This is a genomic window from Methylobacterium indicum (assembly GCF_001043895.1).
Lineage (GTDB): Bacteria > Pseudomonadota > Alphaproteobacteria > Rhizobiales > Beijerinckiaceae > Methylobacterium > Methylobacterium indicum.
On sequence record NZ_JTHF01000007.1, the window covers coordinates 1 to 24,561 of the forward strand.

Here is a 24,561-nt window from a genome sequence, read left to right on the forward strand (position 1 = left end):
GCCCGGGCGGCAGCGGCGGCAACGGGAGCACCGTGACCATCACCTATCAGCGGCTCGGCCCGGATGGAGGAACCTTCGTCGTGCAGGAGCACGTCTCCGTCGGCGGCCATGGCGGAGCCGGGGGCGCGGGCGGCCTCGCCGGGGCGGGGCAGCCGGACGGGCGGCCGGGCACCCCGGGGGCGACCGGCACCCCGGGAACGGCGGGCATCCCCAGCACGGTCACCATCGCTCAGCGCGGCTGAAGGCCGCGCCCGGCCGTGACCAGCGCCGCGACAGCACTCGCTATCGGATCGGAATCGCCATGAGCCAGCACGTCCTCGCCGCGGCCTCTTCACCGATCCAGGTGAGCGGGAGCACGCTCGATGCGCCGGTGCTGTCGCTGGCCGTCGCGGTAGGCCTGCTGCGCGAGAGGAGCCCGGGGTCGGGCCTCTACGAGGTCGATCCCGCGTGGTTCGAAAATCCGCTCGGCAACGTCAGCGAGGCCTTGAAGACGCAGGGGCCGGAGCTGGCGTCGCTGCTGACGCAGCTCCTCGGCCAGGTCGGCGGGCACGCGCTCGGCATCCCGGTCAGGAACCCGGGCAGCCTGGGCACCTGGGCACCGATCAACAAGCCGGAGAGCGGCGCTCCGAGCGGCCTCTACCTCGTGACCTACCCGGAGCCCGCCGAGGGACCCCCGACCGATCAGGTGTTCGGCCTGGGCGTGCTGTACGAGGCGAGCATGCAGGCGGCGGCCGAAGGCGTGCAGGCCGCGGTCGGGCCGGCCGCGATCCAGGTCAGCCTGTGGGGGTCGTTGCCGATCCTGAAGGTCGGTCGGGGGGCGCTGTCGCTCACGCTCGGCCAGCATCAGTATCCGGTGACGCTCGGCATCGCGATCACGGCGGCGGATGGCGGTCCGATCATCGACGCCCAAGGACTGTCGTTCGACGGCGTGAAGGCCACCGCCGCGGTCGACGTGGCGGCGCCCTCCGTCGACCTCTCGCTCGTCATCACGCAGCTCAAGCTGCCGACCGACGCCGTGCCGTCCGACCGCTCGCTTGCGGACCTCGCCCTGATCCCGGCGAGCGACCTCATCAGCACCGTGGCCACGCTCGGATCGATCGCGCTCTCCGCGGTGACGGGCAAGCCCGAGGTGCCCTACCTCCTGCCCGCGATCGGGCTCTCGCCCGTCGCGCCCGACGGCCAGGCGACGCTGCCCCTGCTCCGCTGGGACGAGATCGTCTCCCTCGCGGTCGCCCGGAAGGACCCGGTCCAGCCCGTCATGGACTGGTTCGGCGCGCTCCTGGCCGACCCGGCGCTGACCCGTTCCTGGCTCGGCTGCGTCGCCGGCCTCGTCGGCGCCTCGCCGGCCTCGGTGGGTGGCTCCGGGACCCGCGCCGCACCCTTCGCGCTGCCCCTGCTCACGGTCGGGGACGTCGGCACGCTCGCTCTCACGGCGGCGAGCAGCGTCGATGCGAACGGCGTGCGCAGCTTCTACCCGGGGCTCTCCTTCGCGGCCGACCCGGTGCCGCTCGGCGCGAGCGCGCAGGTCGTGGCAGCGGCCGATCTCGAGCTCGGACAGTTCGTGCTCGCGCCCGGCAACCCCTCGCTCGGGCCGACCTCGCTGCAGTTCGACGCCGCGATCCAGCTGACCGGCATCGGCGGGCAGCCGCTCTTCGCCGGAACCATCGCGGGCGGCAGCTACAGCTTCGGCGCGCTCGGCGCCGGTCTCTCGCTGACGGAGGCGCGCGGCGCGCCGACCGTGGTGCCGAGCTTCGCCCTCGACGCCGTGACCACGCCGAACGGCACCTACCAGACCCTCGACCTGCTGCAGCCCGGGACGCTGGTCCAGCAGGCGCTCGAGGAGTTACAGACGCTGATCCAGAACGAGCTCGCCACGCTGTTCGGAACCGGCGGCCCGGCCTCGTTCGGGCATCTCGCCGCCGTGCTGGTGGGCGTCGTGCCGCCCGTCACCGGCGGCGCGCCCTGGCCGGGCGAACTCGCCCCGCCCTTCAGCGCGACGCAGTTGCCCAGTACGCTGCAGGATCCGGCCGGAGCGCTCGGCGCCTATTACGGCAAGCTGCTGTTCGGCGGCATCGAGGTCGGTGGCCAGGTCGCGTTCACCTACGTCATGCAGGCGATGGCGAACCTGCTGCTGCAGGCCGGCGCGCCCGCCCCGGCGGTCAGCGGCAGCGGCACCGTGGCCGATCCCTGGCTCGCGCCGCTGGCGATCGGGACGCTGCCGGTGTCGCTCAGTGCCTACACGCAGGCGCTCGCCGCGCCGAACCAGTCGGCGCTCGTGCTCGGACTCGTCCTCACGCCGTCGCTGACCATCCCGTCGGGGCCTCGAATCGACCTCTCGGGATCGCTCGACCTCCTCGCCCTCGACATGGACACGGCGGCGCATATGCCGACCGGCGCCCAGGTCGTCCCCGCTCTTAGCGTCGCGCTCGGCTTGCCGGACGGCGTCGGGACGCCGCCGGTCGCGGGAGCGGCGTTGTCGGTGGGCTCGACCGCGTTCTCGGTCCGCTGGGACCGTGCCGTCGGCTGGGACTGGTCGATGCATGTCGGCGCCCCCGCCGTCGTGCTCGACGGCACGTCCATGCCGGTCGGCACCGACATGGACTTCAGCGAGCCCGAGGAGCTCGAACGCCTCGTCACCGATTCTGCCGCGACCTTCGCGCCGCTGCTGACGCGGCTCCTCGGCGTCGCGGCCTACCGCAGCGGCACGCGTGCGGGCCTCGCCCTCGACGGCGTGCTCGGCCTGCTGCCCGACCTCGCGGGCGCGATGCCGGCGGGCCTCTCCTGGCCGGCCGGGATGCCGGTGCTGACGCCGGCGAGTTTCAGCGACCCGCTCGGCGACGTGAAGGGGCAGTTCGCGCAGGTCTTCGCGACGGCGGAGCGGGCGCGGGCGGCGCTCACCCTCGTGGCCTGGGCCGCGGCGGGGCCGACCGGGCCGGTGCCCGCGCTCGCCGGCGACGGCGGCTTCGGCACGCCGTTCCTCGTGCCGGTTGGGCTGCCGCTGCCGTTCGACCTCGCGGTCTGGACCGATGCGACCGTGCCCTCGGTCGGGCTCGGGGTCGGGCGGACGATCGCGGCGGCGCCGTCGGCGGCGCTGACGGCGGCCACGACCTTCAGCATAGCCCTGCGGGAGTTCGCGCTCGCGGCGGGGACGCCGCCGGGTCGGGTCGGCCTGCCGGGCTGCTCGGTCGTCACGACCTTCACGGGCGCGGGCGGCGGCAAGCTGATCGACGAGCTGAACGACACCGGGGCAGGCTCGCTCGGTGCCCTGCAGATCGGCTGCTCGCTCGGGCTCCGCTCCGGTAGGCTCGTCGTGGTGCCGGTCGTGACGCTGCTCGACGCCGCGCTCGCCGGCTTCCCGGCGGCGCAGCGGCTCGACCTGCCGGCCGCCGACGCAGCGCCGCTGCTCGCCGACCAGTTCGCCGCGCAGCTCAACCTCGCGCTCGCACCGGTTCTCGCGGAAGCCGCCGTCAATCCGACCTTCGCGGCCGTCTACGACGTGCTGGCCGGGATGGGCCTCGCGCTCCCCGGCGCGCCTCAAGGCATCAATCCGGGCGGTTGGCTCGCCCTGCTCGCCGACCCTGCGGGCTTCCTCGCGACGGGCTTCGAGGCGGTGCTGGCCGATGCGGGCTTGCGCGCCAGGACATTCGGCCTGCTCTGCGGACTCGTCGGCGTCGCGCCGCCGCAGATCCCCGCCGGGCTCCTCGACCTCGGGGCGGCGCTCGGCCTGCTCACCGGGCCGGAGACGGGCTACGCGCCGGTACCCGCCGCCTGGCTCGCGTTCCTGTCGGATCCGCTCGGGACGATCTCCCGGCGCTTCTCCGCCCTCTTCGGCGACCCCGGGACGCTCGCCGCGCTCGTCAGCACCTACGGCCAGAGCCTCGTCCGCGCGCCCGTCGGCCCCTTCGCGTTCACGGTCGAGCAGGCGCGCCTCGCCACGCTCGCAGTACCGGCGGCCGCACCGGTCTCGGTCGGCGGAATGCTCGACGTCTCCGGCTCGCTCGCCCTCGACCTGCGGGCCGGGACGCTGGCCCTCGACCTCCAGCTGCGCAACCCGCAGGTTGGGATCTCGCTGCTCGCAGCCGCGAGCGGCACGGTCTCGGGCGGCAGCCTCGCCCCGCAGGTCACGGCCGCGCTCGGCTTCAGCGACGGCATCCTGCCCGCGCCCCCTCCCCTCACCTTCTATCCTTTCGAGGCGCAGAGCTTCGTCGCCGACCTCGCCGGCATCGCCCCGGCCTACGCGCTATCGACCTTCGTCACCGGGGTGGTCGACCCGAAGCTGCTGCAGCCCTACCCGCTCGCCCAGGCCGTCTTCGCCGCGCTCGGCCTCGCCGGCCGGGATCCGCTGAGCGGGGTCTGGCACATGCGCTCGCCGCTCGGCCTGTTCCAGGATCCGCTCGGCTGGCTCCTGTCCGATGCGGTCGTCGGGCGGAACGGGGATCTCAATGTCGCCCAGGTGGCGACCGTGCTCGCGGCCATCCCCGCCGCCACCTCGACCGTCGGCATCGCGGTTACGCCGGTCACCGGCGGCGTCGCCCTCACGGGGCTCCCCTACGGTCTCCAGGTAAGCTTCCTCGCCGACACCGTGGCGAACCTGTTCAGCGTCAAGCCCGAGATCACCGCGCCGGTCGCGCTCTCGGCCGGCGGGGCGCAGGTCGACAGGCTGAGCTTCGCGGTGAGTCTCGGGACGGCCTTCAACCCCGGCTTCAGCGGCGCCTTCGCGGTATCCGGCGCCGTCGAGAGCAGCCGTCTCGCGCTCGTCGGCGGCTACGACGGGGGCTTTTCCCTGTCGGCGGGCTTTGCCGGGACGGGCCAGCCGACGCTGACGCTGATGCCGTTCCCGGGCTGGCAGACGCTGGTCACGCAGGCGGGGCAGGCGGCCGTCCCGACGCTCGTCGCCGAGCTGACCGACAAGCTGCTCACCGGGCTCGCGGGGACCGGAGCAACCTCGTTCGCGACGAAGCTGCGCGCTGCGGGCAGCAGCCTCGGCGTGAGGGGCCTCGTGACGGCGCTGGTGAACGCCTCGACCTCGGGTCCGGACGCCGTCGCGGCGGCGGCGCTCGACTGGCTGCGGGCCCGGATGTCGGGGGCGAACGCCGCGGCGACGGTCACGGCCGTGACGACCCTGCTCGACGGCGTCGTGCCGGGCGCCACGGCGAAGGACGGGCTCCTCGTCTACGCACCGAAGCTCTCGGCCGACCTGCCGCTGACGATCTCCCTGGGCAACCACGGAACCGAGCTCGGGCTGTGGATCGACCTCGCGCCGCCGCCGATCCCGCTCGTCGACATCGCGCTCAGCCATTGCGGGCTGGGCGTGGCGCTCGACGGGGACGGGCTCGGCACGCCGGTCTTCACGCTCGGCGCGAGCCTGATCGCGCCCGTCGAGGGCAGCCAGGGCCCGGCGCTCTCGATCGCCTTCGGGGCGCAGGGCTTCGAGATGGGCGTCGATCCGCTCGGCGGCGCGGGGCAGAGCCCCCTTTACGCGCCGCTCCTGCCCAAGCCGTTCGGCGAGACCGACGCCCAGGCGATCGCGCGAAAGGCCGAGGCCTGGGCGCTCCAGATCCTCCTCAACGTGCTGCCGCGCTACGTCTCGCTCGTCGTGCTCAACACCTCGACGGTGTCGCAGTGGCTGAACGCGCAGCTGTTCTCCGACGACACCGGCCCGGTCGGCCCGGCGCCCGGCCAAGTACTCGTCGCGTCGCAATTGCTGACGCAGGACCCGCAGACGAAGAAATACGCGCTCAACAGCTTCGCGAACCTGCAGCAGCTGACGGTCGACACGTTCTTCGCCCGCTTCATCAAGACGCTGCTCGGAACGACGATCAAGGTCCTCACGATCAACGGGAGCGGCGGGATCTGGATCGGGCCGCAGCCGGGCGCGACCGGCGCCTACGGCCTCTCCGTCGCGGTGCCGGACCTGAAGGTCGGGCAGGACGGCCGGTTCACCGTGCAGCTCGGCGCGGCGGATACGGGCTGGATCGCGAAGGCCGGCGGGTCGGGCGCTGCGACGCCCGGCATCGGCCTCTACGTGCCGGTCCCGGACGACACTCCGCAATTCGCCGGCATGAAGCTGCACCTCGTCAATATCGGCGTCGACTTCGCGGGCAGTGCGGGCAAGCCGCTCGTCGACATGAGCCGCTTCACGTTGCAGGGGATCAAGCCGCGCGCGCTCATCGACTTCGACTTCGCGAACGGGAGCAGCCCGGTGACCGCCTGGGGCGGCGCCATCGACCTCGACACGATCGGCATCGCCCTCGCGCCCAACACCGCCGTGCCCGGGGCGAGCACCAACCCGGTCGCCCAGAACCTGCTCGGCTCGGGGTCGGGCGACTCGCCGGCCAAGGACAACCCAGCCGCCAACCCGGGCTTCTCAGCCGCGATCGCCTACGGCCACTTCAAGGAGAGCGGCACGCTCGACGTGGGGCTGATCGGCGAGGACGGCCAACCCGCCGAGCAGATCTGGATTCCGGTGCAGCGCAGCTTCGGGCCGCTGCACGCCAATCAGATCGGCGTCGGCTGGAACCAGGGCACCAAGGTGGCAAGCGTGCTGTTCGACGGCAACGTCGCGCTCGCCGGGCTCGAGGTCGACCTCGACCGGCTCGCGGTGGGCATCCCGGTCACCAACCCGACGGATTACGGCGCCTACTCGCTCGATCTCGCGGGGATCGACGTGAGCTTCAACGGCGGCGGTGTCGAGCTGAGCGGCGGGCTGCTGAAATCCGTCTTCACCGCCGACGAGATGGAGGTCGTCAGCTACGACGGCGAGGTTCTGGTCAAGGCGAGCGGCTTCTCGCTCCTCGGTCTGGCCTCCTACGCCGAGCTGTCCCTCGATCCGGGCGGCGACCGGAAGGCGCAGTCCTTCTTCGCCTTCGTCAACCTCAACGCGCCGCTCGGCGGGCCGCCCGCGTTCTTCGTCACCGGGCTGGCCTTCGGGTTCGCCTACAACCGCAACATCACGCTGCCGCAGCCGGGCGACATCCAGCAGTTTCCGCTCGTCCAGGGCGCCATCTCGTCATCCTACTTCGGCGGAGCCGGCGCCAAGCCGGACACCGCGCTGCAAAAGCTCTCGACCGTGGTCTACCCCGAGGTCGGGCAGTACTGGATCTGCGCGGGCCTCCGCTTCACGAGTTTCGAGCTGCTCGACACCTTCGCGCTGCTGTTCGTGAAGTTTGGCAAGAGTTTCGAGATCGACCTCGTCGGCGTGACCGCGGCAACCCTGCCGCCGAAGGTGCCGAAGGCCCAGAGCCTCACCTACATCGAGCTCGGCATCCTGATCTCGTTCAAGCCCGACGAGGGCGTGATCTCGGTGCAGGCGCAGCTGACGCCGAACTCCTACCTGTTCGCCCCCGTCTGCCGCCTGACCGGCGGCTTCGCGGCCTTCCTCTGGTACGACCCCCCGCAGACCGGCGCGGCGGGCCCCGGCCCCGGCGACTTCGTGATCACGCTCGGCGGCTATCATCCGGCCTTCGTCAAGCCGACGTGGTACCCGGACGTCCCGCGCCTGGGCTTCAACTGGCCGCTCGGCCCGGTGAGCATCAGCGGCGGCGCCTATTTCGCGCTGACCCCCTCCGCCATCATGGCGGGCGGCTCGCTCAACGTGCTGTTCGAGGCCGGTCCGCTGCGCGCGTGGCTCAACGCGGGCGCCGACCTCCTGATTATGTGGAAGCCGTTCTTCTTCACGGCGGATATCGGGGTCGATGTCGGGGTCGAGTTCCGCACCGACATCCTCGGCGCCACGATCACGCTCAAGGCGGAACTCGGCGCGACCCTGCACCTGCAAGGACCGCCGGTCGGCGGCTCCGTCACCGTCCACTGGTACATCATCTCCTTCACGATCCCGATCGGCACCGCGGGCGACGCGCCGCCGACCCTCGACTGGGACGCCTTCGCGGCGAATTTCCTGCCGCCCGCCCCGGATGCGCCGGGCGGGCGGCCGGAGCGCGCGCTGCTGGCGGCCGCGGCGGATCCGGCCCCGGTCCTCGCCCCAGTCCCTGCCCCTGCCCCAGCCGCGCAGCCCCTCACGGCGAAGATTCCGCAGGGACTGCTCGGGACCGAGACGATCACGCGGGACGGCGTCGCGGTGAACCGCTGGGTGGTCCAGAGCATCCCGTTCACCCTCGAGGTGGACACCGCCATCCCGGCGACCGCGAGCGCGCTCCAGGCCTGGACGGGCGACGCCCTGCCGGACGGTCCGGCGATGGGGGTGCAGCCGTGCAGCGCCCAGTCGGTGGCGACGCCGCTGCAGCTCACGATCTACACCGTCGCTTCCGACGGCAGCGTCGACACGGGCAGCGCCGTCGCGCTGCCGCCGGCGGCCTTCGCGCTGACCGCCGTCACCGGCAGCGCCCCGAAGGCGCTGTGGTCGCAGGCGCCCTTCGATCCCGCCAACCCGCCCGACGGGGGCGCCCTGCTGGTGCCGGGCGCGGTGCGCGGGGTCCAGATCGCCGCCGTGGCCGACGTCGTGGTCGGCGGCATCGGGCCGATCGACCTCCTCGAGGCCTTCGGTGCCACGCGGCTGCCGCCGCTCGACCTCCCCTTCTGGCGTGCGCCCAAGGTGCCCGCGGCGGCGCCGATGAATCAGGCCGGCGCCCTCGCCAGGCTGATGAGCACGATCATGGACGCGGGCACCACGGTGCCGGCGCGGAACCGGATCCTCGCCGCGCTGCGCGGCCAGGGCATTCCCGTCGTCGCCGATCCCGACCTCTCGGTCATCGCCGCGGCCGCCTGGGCGCTCTACCAGGCGCCGCCGACGCTCGCGGACGTGACCGAGACCCTCGCCGGCGCCGCGCCCGCGCCCGTGGCGGCCCCGGCCCCGGCCGCATCCGCGCGCGCTCCCGCCGTCGCGAGCGCCCGCACCCGCGGACCGCAGCTCCTCGGCGCCGTGCGCCGCTATCGGATCGCGCAGCCCGCCGCCCCCGCGGTGGCGCATGCCCTCGCGCGGGTCGAGGCGCCGGAAGCGCTGTTCGCCGCGACGTCGTACGACGGAGCCCGGCCCAACGCGGCGTTGCTGTCGAGCTTCCTCGGGCCGCAGGTTCCCGATCCCGGCGGATTGAACCTGCGTCTCGGCGAAGGCGGGGTTTCGATCTGCAGCGTGGTGCCCTCCGCCGTGACGCAGTTGCAGGTGAGCGGCACCCTGCCGGTGCGCGCCCTCTGTTTCGACGCCGACTCCCTCCCGCTCTCCGACGACCTCCTGGTACCCGGGGCACCCGCGCACGCCGCTCCCGCGGGAACCGCCGTCGTGAGCCTGCAAGGCGTCCCGGACGGGGCCGCCGATCAGCCGGTCGGCTGGCAGGCCGATACCTGCCTCACGCGCGTGAGCTTCGCCACCTTCCTCGGCGACGGCTGCGTGGTCCGTCCGCAGGCGCCTCCGCGCTACTCGGCGGACCGGCGCAAGTCGCGCATCGGCACCGTGCGGATGACCGACGTGATCGCGCAGAACCGCATCGAGACGCGCGCCGGGATCAGGGCCGGATGGATCGACACCGTCCTGCCGGCGACGGTGGCGACCGTTGCGGTGCTCGTCCGCGCAGGCGATCCGGCGGCGGTCGCGGTGCGGGTCGGCCGGCAGGGCTGCGCGCTCGACCAGGCGCCGCTCGCGCCGAGCCGCACGCTGACCGCCGTGGACGGCCTCGTCCTGCTGTTCGACGTGCCCTCGCGGGAAGCCGGCGTCACCGGGCAGGTGGTCGTCAGGACCCTCGCGGCCGACGCCGCCGTGCTGCGGGGCGTCCACGGCCTGCCGCCCACGACGGCGCAGGGCTTCGCGGCGCAGGGCGTCGCGGCGCGGTGGAGCGGCGTCGCCCTGGCCGGCTACGGCGTCGCGGTCGGCGAGACGTCGCCGCCGGTGGCGCACATCTCGGTTCGATCCACGCCACCGGGAGCGAGGCCCTCGCCATGACCAACGACATTCCCCTCGGCACCGGCGCGTCGCTCGCGCCGGGCCAGATCAAGTTCTACGACGCCCGCCTGCCGCCGCTCTCCGACGGCACGTACCAGCTGCACTGGTCGCAGCAGGTGCATGGCGTCGGCACGGAACCGATCGCGCCCTATACCGGCGCGCAGGACTTCCGGGTCCAGGGTCCGCGCTTCACGCTCCCGCCCGACCAGGTGCAGTCGGTCTATCCCCCGGCGAACGCCGCGGGCAACTTCACCGACACGATGCCGCACATCGTGCTCTCGCGCGCGACGCTGCCGTGGGAGCGCTCCATCGACGCGACCGCACCGGCCACGGCCGGCACGCCCTGGCTCGCGCTGTTGTCGTTCACCGCCGAGGAACTGGCGGGCGCGGCGCCCGCGGCCATCACCGTGACCGAGCTGCTCACCCCGACTCAAGCCCCGGGCAAGACGATCCTTGCGCCCGCGATTCCCGCGGCGAGCCTCACCCCCGGCGACCTCGCCGGCAAGCTGAACGCGATCGACCTGCCGATCGCGGCCTGGACCGGGATCGCCCCGACCCTCGCCGAGGTGCCGTACCTCGCGCATGCGCGCGAGATCAACACCGACGGCAAGGAGATCCTCGGCATCAACGAGAACGGCGTCTACGCGGTCGTGATCGGCAACCGTCTCGTACCCTCGGGCCGCACGCGGAGCGAGGCCTACACGGTCCTCCTGGTCTCCCTCGAAGGGCACGCCGCACACCTGCCGAGCTACGCCGGGGCCGGCACGACGGGCCCGACGGGCTGCGACGCCATCCGGCTTCCCGTCCTCGCGAGCTGGGGCTTCACCGCGGCGGCCCATCAGGCGAGCTTCAGCGAACTCATGCAGGCGCTGCCGCGGCGCGGCGGGGTCGGGCTCCTTCAGTACCCGCATGGCGCCTTCGGCGCGGACGATGCCGGGATCGCCCGGACGGCGCTCGACATCGGCTTCGCGCCGCTGGCGAACAACACGCGGGCCGGCGAAGGCACCACGTCCTGGTACCGCGGCCCGCTGGCGCCGGTCCCGACCGATCCGGCTGCCGTCGGCCCCGTGGCGTTCGGCGACGCGGCGATCCGCTACGACCCGAAGACCGGCCTGTTCGACGCGTCCTACGCCGCCGCGTGGCAGATCGGGCGGCTGCTGGCGCTCGCCGACGCGAGCTTCGCGCGGACGATGATGGCGTGGCGGCGCGACCTGCAGAGGTCCAACTGCAGCGAAGCGAAGCGGATGAGCCTCGCCGGACGCCTCCCGGACCACCCGGCGCTGCAGGCGCTCGCCGCCCCGACGGCAGGCCCGTCTTCCGCCCCGGCGCCCGCGGTCGCGGTGCGGCAGGCCGTCGTCCAGCTCGTCAACCAGGCGGCGGATGCGCGGGCGGCGGCTGGCGAGGCGAACGTGCCCGCATGCCCGAAGGTCGCGCTGCGCTCGCAGCGCGGCGACGGCCTGCTGCCCGGAAAGCTGCCGGACGCGGAATTCGCCGACCTCCTGGCGAGCGGCGAGGATCCGCTCGCCGGCCTCGCCCGGCGCCTGCTCAAGGAACCGCAATGATGCCCACCACGCGGAGGCGCGCGGCATGACGGCCACGCTGAAGCCCCAGCAGTACCTCGCCGACCTCCTGTCGCTCGCAGCCGCTCGCGCCGGGGTGCCGACGACGCGGACGCCTACCGCGATGACCGCCGCGGCGGCACCACCCGCCGCGATGCCGGCGCCGCCGACCGCGGCGGTCCGGTGGCTCGCCGAGCTGATGCTGCTCTACGGCCTGCCGTTCGAGTACCTGGTGCCGGTCGCCGGCATGCTGCCGCCGGAGTCGATCCGGTTCTTCTTCCTCGACCAGAACTGGACCAATCGCCTGATCGACGGAGCGGCGAGCGTCGGCGTCGCCTCGACCGTGGACGAGCTGTCGACCTATGCGGCGCTGGAGCCGCTCGTCCGGCAGGCGGCGCTGGCGGCGCCGTCGGTCCGGGCGAGGCTGCTCAAGCGGGACACAGCGCCGGCAGCGGCGCCGGCAGGCCCGATCACCGGCTTCCTCCTGCGCTCGGCCGTGGTGTCGGGCTGGCCCGGCCTCGAGGTCGCGGCGACCGACGCCGCCGGGAACTCGCTCGTCCCACCGCTGCGCTTCGAACGGCTGGCCCCGGACATCCTCCTGTGCCTGCTGAACGGGCTGCCGGTCGAGGTCGTGGTGAAGCAACCGACCGAGACGATGCATTTCGGCGTCGTCGAGGCGAGCGGCGGGACGTACCAGGTCACGCTGCGCCACGTCGGCGGGGCCGAGGCGGGCACGCAGATCGGCACGCAGCAATGCCCGACCGTCCAGCGCGGCGGAAACGCACCGGGCAGCGTCATCAACGTGCAGCAGACCGCCGCGGCGCTGCTCGCGGCGCTCGTGGCCGACAAGGCGCTGCCCGACGGTACCGCCGCGATCTCGAGCGCCCAGCTCGCCATCCAGATGGTGCAGTCCGCCGGGCTGCAGCCGTTCCAGCCGCAACAATCCCCGCCCGCGGCCCCGTCCGCCCCGGCGGCAAAGTCCTCCGGGTAGGCCCGCCATGGCGACGATCGCGAATTCGACCATCGTGAACCCGACCATCGTGAACCCGACCTGGGCCGGGCCGAGCCTGCTCATCCCGATGTTTCCCGAGGCCCTGCTGGTCGGAGCCCCCAACCTCGGCAGCACCTGGGCGGCGACCGGGTACCAGTATCAGAACATGGTGGTCGGCGCCGATCCGGCGCCTCAGCCGTTCCAGGCCCTGCCGGCAGGCACGGGACCCGGTCTGGGCGTCAACCTGATGTGGACGCTGCCCTCGGCGCTGCGCAGCGGCCAGCAGCAGGGAACGGGCGGCACGGTCGATTTCCCGCTCGCGCCGAACCGGTGGCTCGTCACGCGCAGCAAGGCCGGCACCGGGGGCAGCCCTCCGGTCCTGACCGGCTGGGTCGTGCAATCCGACTATCTCGGGACCGGCGGCGCGAACTACTATCCAAATCCCGACAAGCCGGATTCGTTCACCAAGATCGGCCTCATCACCCCGCTCGGCAGCTGGACCGGCGCCGCCCCGCAATCCGGCTTCCTCACCGCGGTGGCACCCGCGAACCTGTCCTACGCGGCCGTCTTCGCGAATGTCGGCAGCGTCTTCGCCTTCTCCGACCCGCTCGGCGACGGCGACGAGGGGACGTACGCGTACTCGATCCTCGGCTGGTACGCCAATCCGGACGAGGACCCGCTGTTCGGAAAGACCGCCGGCACGCCGGACGGCTTCACGAGCCAGGCCCAGTGGGAGGGTATCCTCGCGGCACTCGGATGGACGACCGCCACCGACGTCGCGACGGGCGAGGCGGCCTGGGCGAGCTGGCTTGCCGCGAACCCCGTGAGCGGCGGTCCGGGCGCGACGCCGGCGCAGCGCGCGGACCCAGCCCAGGTGCTGTGCCACGCGATGATCCACGGCATCGCGTGGAACGGCACGGGGGTCGCCTACCCGACCTACGGCAGCACCGGCGGCCGCACCCCGCCTGCGGTGGCGGTGGGCAGCAACGGCGGCGAGGCCCTCGCCGTCTGGCTCGCCAGCACGGTCGGCACCTCCAACACAGAGGAGATGATCGAGAAGCTGCTCCTCGCCCTGCGCAACAACCTCGCGCTCGAATTCGCCACCGACCCGGCGAAGTTCGAGACCGCCACGCACGCGCAGCGGTTCGGCAGCGGCTACGCCGGCAAGGTCTGGGTGGTCCAGCGGCCGACGGACGCGCAGAGGAACCCGGCGGACTCGCTCGGCGGCAACGCGACGGTGCCGCTCGATCCGCACGCGACGGAACTCCTCACGCAGCTCAACGCGAAGCAGGCCGCGCTCGACGCGCTCAACGCGGTGATCGACAGCTGGCGCCAGGACCTGTTCGCCGCCCTGTGGAAGCAGCAGAACGATGCGGGCCAGACCGTCGCGATCCGGAGCCAGGTGGAGAAATACGTCGAGCGCCTGTCCGACCCGACAACCGGCCTGATCCCGACCGGCACCGCGCGGGCGGCGACGCTCCAGGACGACATCGCGGCGCTCCAGGGCACCCTGACCGCCGCGCTCGCACCGCCGGCCGATCCCGGCCCCGGCGCGGCAGCCGCCTACACCCTGAGCAGCATCGACCAGCCGCGCTACATGGCTCCCGTCGACCCCGTCATCCTGGTGGCGGGCGCCGGCCTCGATACGAAGCTGTCGCCCCCGGGCACGTTCGACGGCGAGGACCAGCTGCCGGGGCGCTATACCGGCCAGACCATCCGCGCGCTCACCGTCACCATCGCGGGCGTCGCCCAGCCGGTGACCCTCGCGGCGGGCGATCTCTCACCGCCGCTCGGCACGCCGGCCGATCCCGCGGTGCCGAAGGAGATGGCGGATTTCCGGGTCGAGGCGCTGCTCCTCGATCCCGGCAACGCGACCTGGCTCGCCTCCCTGGCGCTCGCCAAGGCCGGCGTCGCGAACCCGACCGCGGCGCAGCTGCAGTCGGTCGCGACCGACATCGCCGCACGCCAGACCGCGCCCTTCGCCGGCAACAGCCTGTCCGTGCTGCCGGGCCTCGCGCTCGCCGCCGCGGCGGGGCTGACCGGCGTGCCGCCCGCGGCCGTCGGGGTCGACGCATGGACACCGCCCTGGACGCCGGTCTTCATGGACTGGCAGGTCGGGTGGTCGCCGACCGTACCCTCGCCGGACGCCCAGACCCCGCCCGGCGATCCGAGCGACCTCGCCGGCATGCTCGGTGGATGGACCCTCGGCCGGTTCGACTACCAATGGGACGGAACCGCGGTCCCGGCGGTCCAGGACACCTTCATGGGCCGCACGGTGCTGACCCCAAACCAGGCGGTCGCGCTCGGGAGCCAGCTCGCCACCTTCCTGTCGGCGCCGTCCAACCTCGACATGCTGCCGGATTTCGAGGTCACGGCGCTGCAGGGCGCGCAAGCCGAGTTGAGCAATCTCGACGTGCTGACGCAGTCGCTCAGCGGCCTCAACGACCAGATGCTCATGCGCCGGAGCGCGGTGATCAAGCTGGACCCGAGCCCGGCAGCCGCGCTGGCGCAGACGGCGGCGGGTTATCAGCCGGTGATCGACGGCAAGTCGAACTTCTACCCGATCCGCTCCGGGCACCTCACGCTCCAGCGGCTGTGGATCGTCGATGCCTTCGGGCAGATCCTGCGCGTCATCGACACCGAGGGCACGATCCGCAACATCCAGCCGCTCATCGCCCACAGCCTGGCGACGCCGGGCAAGGGCAACGAGGCCTCCATCCAGGTGCCGCCGCGGGTCACCCAGCCCGTGCGCCTCGACGCCCGCTTCCTGCAATCCGACGACGACGCGATCCGAAGCAACTCCTCGGACGCGACGAGCCCCGTCTGCGGCTGGGTGATGCCGAACCACCTCGACGACAGCCTGACCGTCTTCGACGCCGCCGGGAACAACCTCGGCGCGCTCATCACCGTCCGGAACGACAACGGCGCGGCCGTGCGCTGGGACGCCGTGCCGGGCACGGATCTGCCGCTCGGCTCGCCTCCGCAGATCGCGAACGCGCACCTCGCGGGCTTCGTCGACGGCATCCTGTCCCGGCGGGGCGCGAGCCAAGCCGACGCGCTCGCCGCACTCCTCGACGCCATCGACCTGACGCTCTGGGTCACCGATCCGCTCGGTCAGCCCACCGGCGGCAACCTCGCCGTGCTGGTGGGCCGGCCGATCGCGGTGGTGCGGGTCGGCCTGACGCTGGAACTCGACGGCCTGCCGAGCACCGCCCAATCCTGGGCCGATACCGGCCAGGGCAACACGCGCGGCTTCGAGACCGTGCCCTTCCCGATCCGGGTCGGCGATTTCGGGCTCGATCAGAACGGCGCGACGGGTTACTTCCTCGGCGACGATTACAGCCGCTTCTACGCCGCGAACGGCCACGATCCCGCCCTCTGCCTCGCGCGCCGGGCGCTCGGGCGCGGGAGCGGGCCTCTGCCCGAGCGGCTCGCCGCCGCCCTGTCCGGCGGCGCGACCCCGGCCTCCGGGGCGGCTGACGACTACGTCGTCAAGGATGCCACCTTCCCGGTCCGGGCGGACGGCACGTCGACCGTCTTCCTGACCGTGCTGGTCGATCCGCGCGGATCGATACCGGTCGTGAGCGGCATCCAGCCGCTCGTCACGCTGACGCTGCCGCCCGGTCCGATCGCGAGCGCGCTCAACGCGATGTTCGTGACCTTCCGCACCGGTCCGGTGCTGACGGATCCCGATCGGATCGGCATGCCGCTGCCCTCCGCCGTGACGGGCGACTGGTCGTGGATCGAGCGCAGCGGCGTGTCGGTCTGGCGCGAGGACGACACGATCGCCACGCCCGGCCAAACCGCCACGCTGCCCGCGTCGCCGGCGAGCCTGCGCGAGGGCTGGCTCAAGCTGAGCGGCGCCCTCGGCAGCCTGAAAAGCCCTGTCACGACCGGCCGGAGATAGCGAGATGACGACCGAAGCGCAGGACGCCGCGAGCCGTCCCCTCCTGCAATACGCCATCGATCCGGCGACGGTCGCCTTCGGGTCGACGGTCATCTTCACGCTGACCGCGTCGAACGCCGGTGCGGGCGAGATCGCGTTCGCGCCTGGCGACACGATCAGGCTGCAGATGCCGGTCGGGCCGGGAGCCACCGACCTCCTCGTCAATTCCACGGTCGGGACGACGAGCCTGTCCAGCGGGTTCGTGTTCGCGCAACCGCAGGCCCAGCCGGGCACCTTCGTCGTCGCCGTCCTCGAAGCCACGACGATCGCGCCGGGCGCCGCCCTGCAGTTCCAAGTGAGCGGAGCGCAGATCAACAAGACCGGGACGGGCGGCCAGCAGGCGACGGCGATCTCGCTGCCGGTCACGGAGTCGATCGGCAAGGCCCGCACCGGCACGTCCCTGGTGGTCACCAAGACGCTGCCCTCGCTCAGCGTCCAGTGTGCCGCCGATCCCCAGAATGTCGGCCTCAGGCAGCCGACGAGCGTCAGCTGGACCGCGACCGGCGCGACCTACGTCGTTCTGATGCCCGGGAACCTGCGTCAGGACTGCACCGGCCTCGTCAGCCAAGGGGTGTTCCGGAACGTCATCGCCGAGCAGGTGCCGGTGACGACCTTCCAGGTCACGGCCCATACGGACGATCAGAGGAGCGCATCGGCCACGGTGAACGTCGAGACCCGCCGGCCCACCATCACCTTCGGACCGCAGGGTCTCCCGCCGATCGGCTACCAGGACGGCGTGACGCTGACCTGGACCACGCACTACGCGACCGGCGTCTATCTCACCCCCAGTCCCTACCCGCCCCAGGTCGGACCGAGCGGCTCCCTCGCCGTCGTGCCGAGCACCTTGGCGACGGACCCGAATGCCCCGACCGTGGTTTTCGCGCTGGCGGCCGACGGCTACCGCGGGCCGGGCGACAAGCCGGCTCGGGAGACGGTGGAGGTCCGGCTCCGGCCGGTCGAGATCATGTCCTTCGGATTTCCAAGGAAGCCGCCCGAGCCGAGCTTCCCGGTGGCGGTCGTGCAGAACGGGTTGCAGCAGATCGCTCAGATCGGGGTCGCGCCCAACATCTACCGGCTGACCGCGACCGGAGCGGGCGGTCCGCTGGTCCGCCATATCGGACCCGGCCCTTGGCTGGCGATCGAGTATTTCGGCGGCACGCCCGCCGCCGTGGCGCCGGGCGGAACCTGCGCGCTGTCATGGCAGACCCGAAACGCCGCCTCGGCCACGCTGAACGGGACACCGGTGACGCTCACCCCGTCCGGCGACGTGCAGACGGGAGGCACCACGGTGTCCCCTGCCGCCACCACGATCTACGAGTTCGCCGTGACCGACGCGAGCGGCCACGCGATCTCGAACAAGACCACGATCGTCGTGTCGTCCTCCACCAGTGCCGGAACGACCGACACAGCACGGGTCGAGCCATGAGCAAGACATCCTCCCCCGACGCATCCACGAGCGGACCCGCCGGTCCGGAACGGGCCTACATCGAGGGCGGCGTCGCCGCCGCGATCCGCAAGGTGAAGCCTTCCCTCGCGGCCACCGACTTCGAGCGCGGCACGCGCTTCGACGATCTCGAGATCAGTTCGCTCGAACTCATCACCATCGTCTTCGAGATCGAGGATTTCTTCGACATCCGGATCGTCGACCGCAACCTCGACGATCTGCACAGCTACGGCCATGCCTGCGACGTCGTCGGGCGCCTTCTCGCCGCCGGATCGGCCTCCGGCGCGGGACCCGCCGCATGAGCCGGGACCGCCGCATCGTCATCACCGGCGCAGGCGTCGTGTCGGCGCTCGGGATCGGGAAGGATGCCCTCTGGCGTGGCATCGTCGAGGCGCGCTCCGGCATCGCCCGAACGACCAGGCGGATCGGCGACTACGAGATCACGGTGCCCCTCGGCGCGGTGCCGGATTACCGTCCCTCGGACCATTTCGCGGAGGGCGACCTCCTGCTACGCGATCCTTACGCGCAGTACGCCCTCCTCGCGGCGCAGGAGGCCATGGAGGAAGCGGGCCTGCCCGACGCGACCTTCGTGCCGGAGCGGACCGCGATCGCCCTGGGCACCGGAGCGGGCGGCGAGTACGCGCGCGAGGAGGCGGCCTACCGCTTCCTCGCCGAGGGCAAGTCGCGCTGCAACCCGACGCTCGTGCCGCGCACCAACCTCCAGGCTTCGGTCGGCTTCCTGTCGATGAAGTACGGCATCCGCGGGCCGTCCATCGTGGTGTCGACCGGCTGCGCGAGTTCCAACCATGCCGTCGCGCAGGCCTACCTCATGGTCAAGCACGGCATCGCCGACCGGGCGCTGGCCGGCGGAAGCGATGCGAACGCCGTCTACACCAACATCAAGGCCTTCGATGCGTTGCGCATCCTCGCAACGGACACCTGCCGGCCGTTCTCGCGCGACCGCCGCGGCATGGTGCTGGGCGAGGGCGGAGGCGTGGTCGTGCTGGAGACGCTCGACCTCGCCCGCGCGCGGGGCGCGACGATCCTGGCCGAGCTCGCGGGCGTCGGCATGAGCGCGGACGCGGTGGACATGGTTCATCCCGCGGCGACCGGACCCGCCCAGGCCATGCGTACGGCCCTCGCCGATGCGGGCCTGAACCCGGAGGACATCGACTACATCAACGCACACGGCACCGGCACCCGGATCAACGACAGGGAGGAGATCCAGGCGGTCAAGCGCACCTTCGGCTCCCACGCCGGCCGGCTCGCGATCTCCTCGACCAAGTCGCTGCACGGCCACGCGCTCGGTGGCGTCGGCGGGATCGAGCTCGCGGCCACGCTCCTCGCCCTACGGGAGAACGTCCTTCCTCCGACGGTGAACCATCTCGGCCCAGATCCGGACTGCGACCTCGACGTGGTTCCGAACGTACCGCGCGAGCGGCCGATCCGGGCCGCGCTGTCGAACGCCTTCGCCTTCGGTGGGCTCAACGCGGTGCTCGTCTTGAGGAGGATCTGAGGGCGGCGGCCGGAGATGGCGCCGCCGGGTGGTTCCGGTCCCGCACCCGGCCGTCATTTCCGTCGAAGGGGACGTTCCGTGGCGTCATCCGATCGCGCGGCAACCGGATGACGCTCCGGATCTCTGATCGTGCTGTGCTTCCTCGGATGTTCTAGAGATGGAACTTGTCGGCGGCCTTGAGGACGCGAGGTCCGTAGAAGATGCGACCGAGACCCTGCAGCAGCAGGTTGAACTGATGCGCCGGAAACGGCAGAGGCCGAAGCACGTCGACGATGAGGACAGCCCGCAGTCCGTCGCTTTCGTTCAGGATTTCGTGGTTCCAGCTGTCATCGAACAGCACGCTCTCGCCTTCTTTCCAAGTGTAGAGCGTGTCCTTGACGCGAATTTGTGGCGGCTTGTTCTCGGGTACCTTGAGGCCGAGATGGTAACGGATGTAGGTCCGCGTCGGGCCGGAATGCGCCGGGATCGACTTTCCCGGATCGAGGATCGAGAAGAACGCTTGGCTCAGGTTCGGGATCCTGTCGAGCACCGCGACGGTACGCGGACACAGAGTCCGGTTCCGCTCCGGCTTCGCACCGTAGCAATACAGCATGAACACGTTCCATCGTTTGTCGCGGTTGAAGCGTCCGGACGCGTAGATCAGATCCGTATCCAATTCATGGTAACGCGGCATGAGATCCTGCCGGGGCAGAATTGCTTCGAGTTCGGTGCGAATTTCCGTGTAATGTTGATCGATCAGACGCAACGCTGGAAAAGTCTTGTCGATATCAAAAAATGCCGGCCGCCGCTGCCCGCCGATGAATAAATCAAAAAATGGATTGAAAATCATCGAAAAATTGTATAAGGCCATATTTTTCCAAATACCGCGGATGATCGGTGGAATGGTCATAATCAACTCTCGCATGTTTTGATGCACTTGAAGATATCACCGAGAAACCACCGATGCCACTGACCGAGTTACGATCTCGGCGTATTGCGGAAATCAACGTCGCTCAGTCGCCCGCGTGGCGTGTACGGCCGGGTACGCGCTGGAGAGGACCGTCGGCGTGCACGCCCTCGACCCCAACGCCGTTCGACGGCGCGGCGTGCACATCCAGGACGGCTGCCCCCGCCAGACGGCCTCATGCCCGACCCGTTCACGATCCACCGGCATCCGCGACGCCGGCCGCTCGTCTCAAGCCCACGCTCCCGGCATCGGTCGGAACACAGGTGCTTGCCGCACCTCGCGGCCCATACCGATGTCGTTTCCTCTCGGCCGTCGGCATGATTCGAGCTTTGCCCTCAGCCAAATTGAGTGACGGCGTCGATGATTCTTTGGCGATCAGGCGTACCTACAGGCAGCGTTGCGGCATAATTTCGATAATCAAGCGCGGTAAGGGGACGCTGCGGATGATTGACGTTGACTTGGGCCAAATTGGCAGTGTGGCCATATGCGTTGACCAATGGGGAAAGTACATTTAGATCGACATCGCTTCCTGCGATAACGGTCTTGATTGCCGACTCGATCACGCTGCTGCGAGCGGCCTCTGGAAACATGTACAAGAGTTTTGTTTTCTGGGCTGCCGATGCTGCAACGGCTCCGACAGGAAAAGACTGCATAATATCCGTTGCCAAAAAAACCGGCAATGGATTGGCATAATTATAAGTGATTACTTGATTATTGATGGAAACAACCTGGAAATTTGTATTTTGCATTTGCAGAGATGTTGTGACTTGCGGATTTTGTGATATTTGGACGATGTTGACGTTTGTCGGGTTTGGCGTTCCAGACGTTCTAACATAATCTCGCACTTCTCGCAGAGCCTGCTCGTATCCGATCGTCTTATCCTTGGCGTTGCTATGGATGGAAATGTTCCACGTAGGCATGGTATCGATATTCCTGCAAATGATTACGGACCGGAATCGGCAGTCGACAGCGGCAAATGTCAGATTGGCTATCATGACATGGCGGCATCGATTGTAACCGATCGAGATTTTTCCATTTTTAAAAGTTCACACCATTTTTCCCCTCCATTTTTGGAAATATGCATCGTACATAGTTCGATACTATGCCCGCAAAAATTTGCATATGTGCTCGAAAAAGCAATTTCGTATCACTGGATTGACAATATGTCGCACGCCATGGAGCATTGTCGATCTATGGATGAAGGATGTTCATGCGTCCCAGCAACTTGAATGCGCAGCGCGTGAACGAACGGCCGCTCGAAGACGATCGCACCGCCTGGATTTGGGCTTGAAAGGATTCAACTCATACAAATATATCGTGCAGGCGCGAAATCGGAATGCTCACCTGAGCCAAGGAGAAGTCGCACACTCCCCCGTTTAGGGCTGAGACTCAATCAGCACCAGAACGCAATGACGGCGGCGAGGGCGAGAGCCGATGCGAAGTTGCGGGCGAGTTTGTCGTAGCGCGTGGCGATGCGGCGGAAGTCCTCGAGGCGGCAGAAGACCGCCTCGACCCGCCAGCGATCCCGATACCGTCGCTTGTCGAGGCGGATCTTGCGCTTGCGGGCGCGGGTGCCGGGAATGACCACGCTGATTGAACCGCTCCGGGTTCGTCGGAGGCTGATTGTCTTGGGTCAGGCGGCCATGGCTTGGCCGCCGACGTGGGCATGATAGCGCGCTTCGGCCTCGGCGGGAGGGACGTTGCCGATGGGCCCGAGGAGGCGACGGTGGTTGTACCAGTCGACCCACTCCAGGGTGGCGTACTCGACCGCCTCGAAGGAGCGCCATGGGCCGCGCCGGTGGATGACCTCCGCCTTGAACAGGGCGTTGATCGTTTCCGCCAAGGCGTTGTCGTAGCTGACGCCGACGCTGCCGACCGACGGCTCGATGCCCGCACCGACCAGGCGCTCTGTGTACCGTAGAGCCAAGTATTGCGAGCCGCGGTCCGAGTGGTGAACCAGACCGCTGCCCTGGACGGGACGGCGCTCGTGCAGGGCCTGCTCCAGAGCATTTAGAACGAAGTTTGCACGAGCACTGCGTGAGGCCCGCCAGCCAGAGCCTGTCCTCGGGCCGGCGAAGCCGGACCCGGGGGATGCGCCGGGCAAACACATCGATGACGAAGGCCACATAGACGACGCCCGACCACGTCGCCACGTAGGTGAAGTCGCTGACCCACAGGGCGTTCGGCCGGGGAGCCTTGAACTGACGGTTGACGCGGTCGAGGGGGCAAGCTGCGGCCGGGTCGGGGATCGTGGTGCGCACGGTCCTGCCCCGCACCACCCCCGCCAAGCCCAATCGGCGCATCAGCCGCGCCACCGTGCAGCGCGCAGTCACGACCCCCTCCCGGGCCAGTTGCCGCCAGATCTTCCGCACGCCGTAGACGCAGAAGTTGGTCTCGAACACGCGCTGGATCTCGATCATCAACGCAGCATCGCTGCGAGCTCGAACCGGTTGCTTGTCCGGATCGGCACGTCGGGCGGCATGCACGTAGTCGGTTGACGGGGCGATCGGCAATACCCTGCAGATCGGCTCGACCCCGTAGGCGGCTCGATGATCATCGATGAAGCTGATCATGGCCGCGACCGGCGGTCGAGCTCGACAAAAGCAAAATACACCGACGCCTTGCGCAGGATCTCGTTGGCCTGGCGCAGCTCACGGTTCTCCCGCTCGAGCGCCTTGATCCGCTCGCGTTCGTCCGTCGCCTGACCGGGTCGCACACCTTGATCACGCTCGGACTGGCGCACCCAGTTCCTCAGCGTCTCGCCCGAGCAGCCGATCTTGGCCGCGATCGACTGGATCGCAGACCACTGCGAGCCGTGCTCGCCCTCGTGGTCGCGCACCATCCGCACCGCACGCTGACGCACCTTAATGGGAAAACGGGGCTGTTCGCTTCGTCATGGCTCCATCCTCTCAGAAGTTGGAGCATCCAGGAAACCCGGGGCGGTTCAGCAGCCCCTCGGTCTTGGGCCTTGGCGAACGGGGTGATGGGATGTCGACGAGGGCGGATCGGTCCCAGCCTCAGAACCGCTCCCTCGCGCGGGGCCTCGAGTTCCTGCGCGCGTTCCGGCTTGGCTCGGACTTGCTCGGAAACGGCGAGCTGGCGGATCGGCTGTGCCATTCGCCTGATCGCGTGGCCTCCGCGACGGACCGGGCCACGCCGACGACACGGCTGTCGCAGGCCCGACGATCGCGCGGCGGGGCGCGCTCAGGCCGGCGGCGAAGACGACCGACGGTCGGTCGCCACGTGCGTTTCGCTAACGGAAACACCGTGGTGATTTCGATCGATCTGCCCGTCAGATCAGGAATGATATACACACGATCTTGGATACGGATCTGCTCGTACCTTTCAGAAAAGGCGGAGAGGAAAGCATGAATATCGTCCCTAGCGGCCAGGCTCTCGGTGCGCGCATCGAAGATGTCGACCTGTCGCGGCCACTCGGCGCGGACGACAGGGAGGCCATCGTGCAGGCTCTCGGTCGGTATGGCGTCGTCAGCTTTCCGCGGCAATCGCTGGAGGCCGCGAGCCTGAAGGGGTTCGCGTCGCGCTTCGGGACGCTGGAGGTCAATGTCGCGAATGCCTATCAGGAGCCCGGGCATCCTGAAGTCATGATCCTGTCCAACATCGTCGAGAACGGCAAGCCGCTCGGTCTCGCGGATGCCGGCCAGGATTGGCATACCGACATGTCGTACAGCAAGACCGTCGCCTTCGCGAACGTGCTGTACGGCATCAAGATCCCGCGCCGGGACGGGCAGCCGCTCGGCTGCACCGAATTCGCCAACATGCACCAAGCCTACGACGACCTCCCCGACGACCTGAAGACGAAGCTCGCCGGGCGCACCGCCACCCACGATTTCAACAAGTTCTGGGAGAAGATGCGTCAGGAGAAGGGCAGCAAGCGCCCTCCCCTCACCGAGGAGCAGCGGCGCCAGAAGCCGCCGGTGTCCCAGCCGATCTTTCTCACGCATCCGATCACCGGCCGCCTGGTCCTGTATGCCAATCCCGGCTACGCGGTGCAGATCGACGGGATGGACAAAGCCGAGAGCGATGAAATCCTCGACTTCCTGTTCCGGCACCAGCTCCAGGACAAGTACCGCTACAAGCATCTGTGGACGGAGCACGACGTCCTGATGTGGGACAATTTCGGAACGCTGCACAACGCAGTGGCGGATTACGGCCCGGACGAGCATCGCCTGATCAAGCGCTGCCAGGTCATGGCGGACGAGATCCTCGCGCGAGCCGCTGCTTGATACCCTCGCGCCTTGGCATC

At 70.0% G+C, this 24,561-nt stretch carries 10 protein-coding genes, 3 pseudogenes and 1 other annotated feature; of the genes and pseudogenes, 9 read left to right on the forward strand and 4 right to left on the reverse strand.

The window, feature by feature from the left end; translation table 11 throughout:
• From QR78_RS00810 to QR78_RS00845, 8 genes and pseudogenes are all read left to right on the forward strand, one after another.
• Window positions 1-242, forward strand: a pseudogene (locus tag QR78_RS00810) (hypothetical protein); the annotation flags it as partial.
• Between the two features lie 59 nt (window positions 243-301).
• Window positions 302-9,892 (forward strand): DUF6603 domain-containing protein, encoded by a 9,591-nt coding sequence (locus QR78_RS00815; protein WP_048425581.1) that lies wholly within the window; start codon window positions 302-304, stop codon window positions 9,890-9,892.
• Entirely contained in the window at window positions 9,889-11,454 is a 1,566-nt protein-coding gene (locus tag QR78_RS33535) for a hypothetical protein (RefSeq protein ID WP_048425582.1), read from the forward strand. Before QR78_RS00815 ends, QR78_RS33535 begins: the two co-directional genes overlap by 4 nt.
• Before the next feature lie 25 nt (window positions 11,455-11,479).
• Window positions 11,480-12,442, forward strand: coding sequence for a hypothetical protein (locus QR78_RS00825; RefSeq protein ID WP_048425583.1), 963 nt, complete (start codon window positions 11,480-11,482; stop codon window positions 12,440-12,442).
• A gap of 7 nt (window positions 12,443-12,449) precedes the next feature.
• Window positions 12,450-16,349, forward strand: coding sequence for a hypothetical protein (locus tag QR78_RS00830; RefSeq protein WP_048425584.1), 3,900 nt, complete (start codon window positions 12,450-12,452; stop codon window positions 16,347-16,349).
• Window positions 16,350-16,353: 4 nt separating this feature from the next.
• A complete protein-coding gene (locus QR78_RS00835) occupies window positions 16,354-17,814 on the forward strand; it encodes a hypothetical protein (protein ID WP_048425585.1) in 1,461 nt (486 codons plus the stop codon).
• Window positions 17,811-18,134 (forward strand): acyl carrier protein, encoded by a 324-nt coding sequence (locus QR78_RS00840; RefSeq protein WP_048425586.1) that lies wholly within the window; start codon window positions 17,811-17,813, stop codon window positions 18,132-18,134. Before QR78_RS00835 ends, QR78_RS00840 begins: the two co-directional genes overlap by 4 nt.
• Complete coding sequence (locus tag QR78_RS00845; protein ID WP_048425587.1) at window positions 18,131-19,348, forward strand: beta-ketoacyl-[acyl-carrier-protein] synthase family protein; 1,218 nt, start codon at window positions 18,131-18,133, stop codon at window positions 19,346-19,348. Before QR78_RS00840 ends, QR78_RS00845 begins: the two co-directional genes overlap by 4 nt.
• A gap of 151 nt (window positions 19,349-19,499) precedes the next feature.
• Here QR78_RS00845 and QR78_RS00850 read toward each other — a convergent pair whose 3' ends face one another.
• From QR78_RS00850 to QR78_RS32310, 4 genes and pseudogenes are all read right to left on the reverse strand, one after another.
• On the reverse strand, window positions 19,500-20,237 hold the full coding sequence (locus QR78_RS00850) for an aspartyl/asparaginyl beta-hydroxylase domain-containing protein (RefSeq protein ID WP_089504145.1): 738 nt from the start codon (window positions 20,235-20,237) through the stop codon (window positions 19,500-19,502).
• A 392-nt stretch (window positions 20,238-20,629) separates the two neighbouring features.
• A complete protein-coding gene (locus QR78_RS33750) occupies window positions 20,630-21,214 on the reverse strand; it encodes a hypothetical protein (protein WP_125901010.1) in 585 nt (194 codons plus the stop codon).
• A gap of 473 nt (window positions 21,215-21,687) precedes the next feature.
• Window positions 21,688-21,888 (reverse strand): annotated as a pseudogene (locus QR78_RS00855) (transposase); the annotation flags it as partial.
• Between the two features lie 39 nt (window positions 21,889-21,927).
• Window positions 21,928-23,136 (reverse strand): annotated as a pseudogene (locus QR78_RS32310) (IS3 family transposase).
• Window positions 22,793-22,909, reverse strand: a sequence feature (AL1L pseudoknot). Its footprint overlaps the pseudogene before it by 117 nt.
• Before the next feature lie 478 nt (window positions 23,137-23,614).
• On the opposite strand from QR78_RS32310, the gene QR78_RS00870 reads away from it, so the two are divergent.
• Window positions 23,615-24,541: a TauD/TfdA dioxygenase family protein gene (locus tag QR78_RS00870; RefSeq protein WP_244276376.1), complete on the forward strand. Its 927-nt coding sequence runs from the start codon at window positions 23,615-23,617 to the stop codon at window positions 24,539-24,541.
• Window positions 24,542-24,561: the final 20 nt, after the last annotated feature.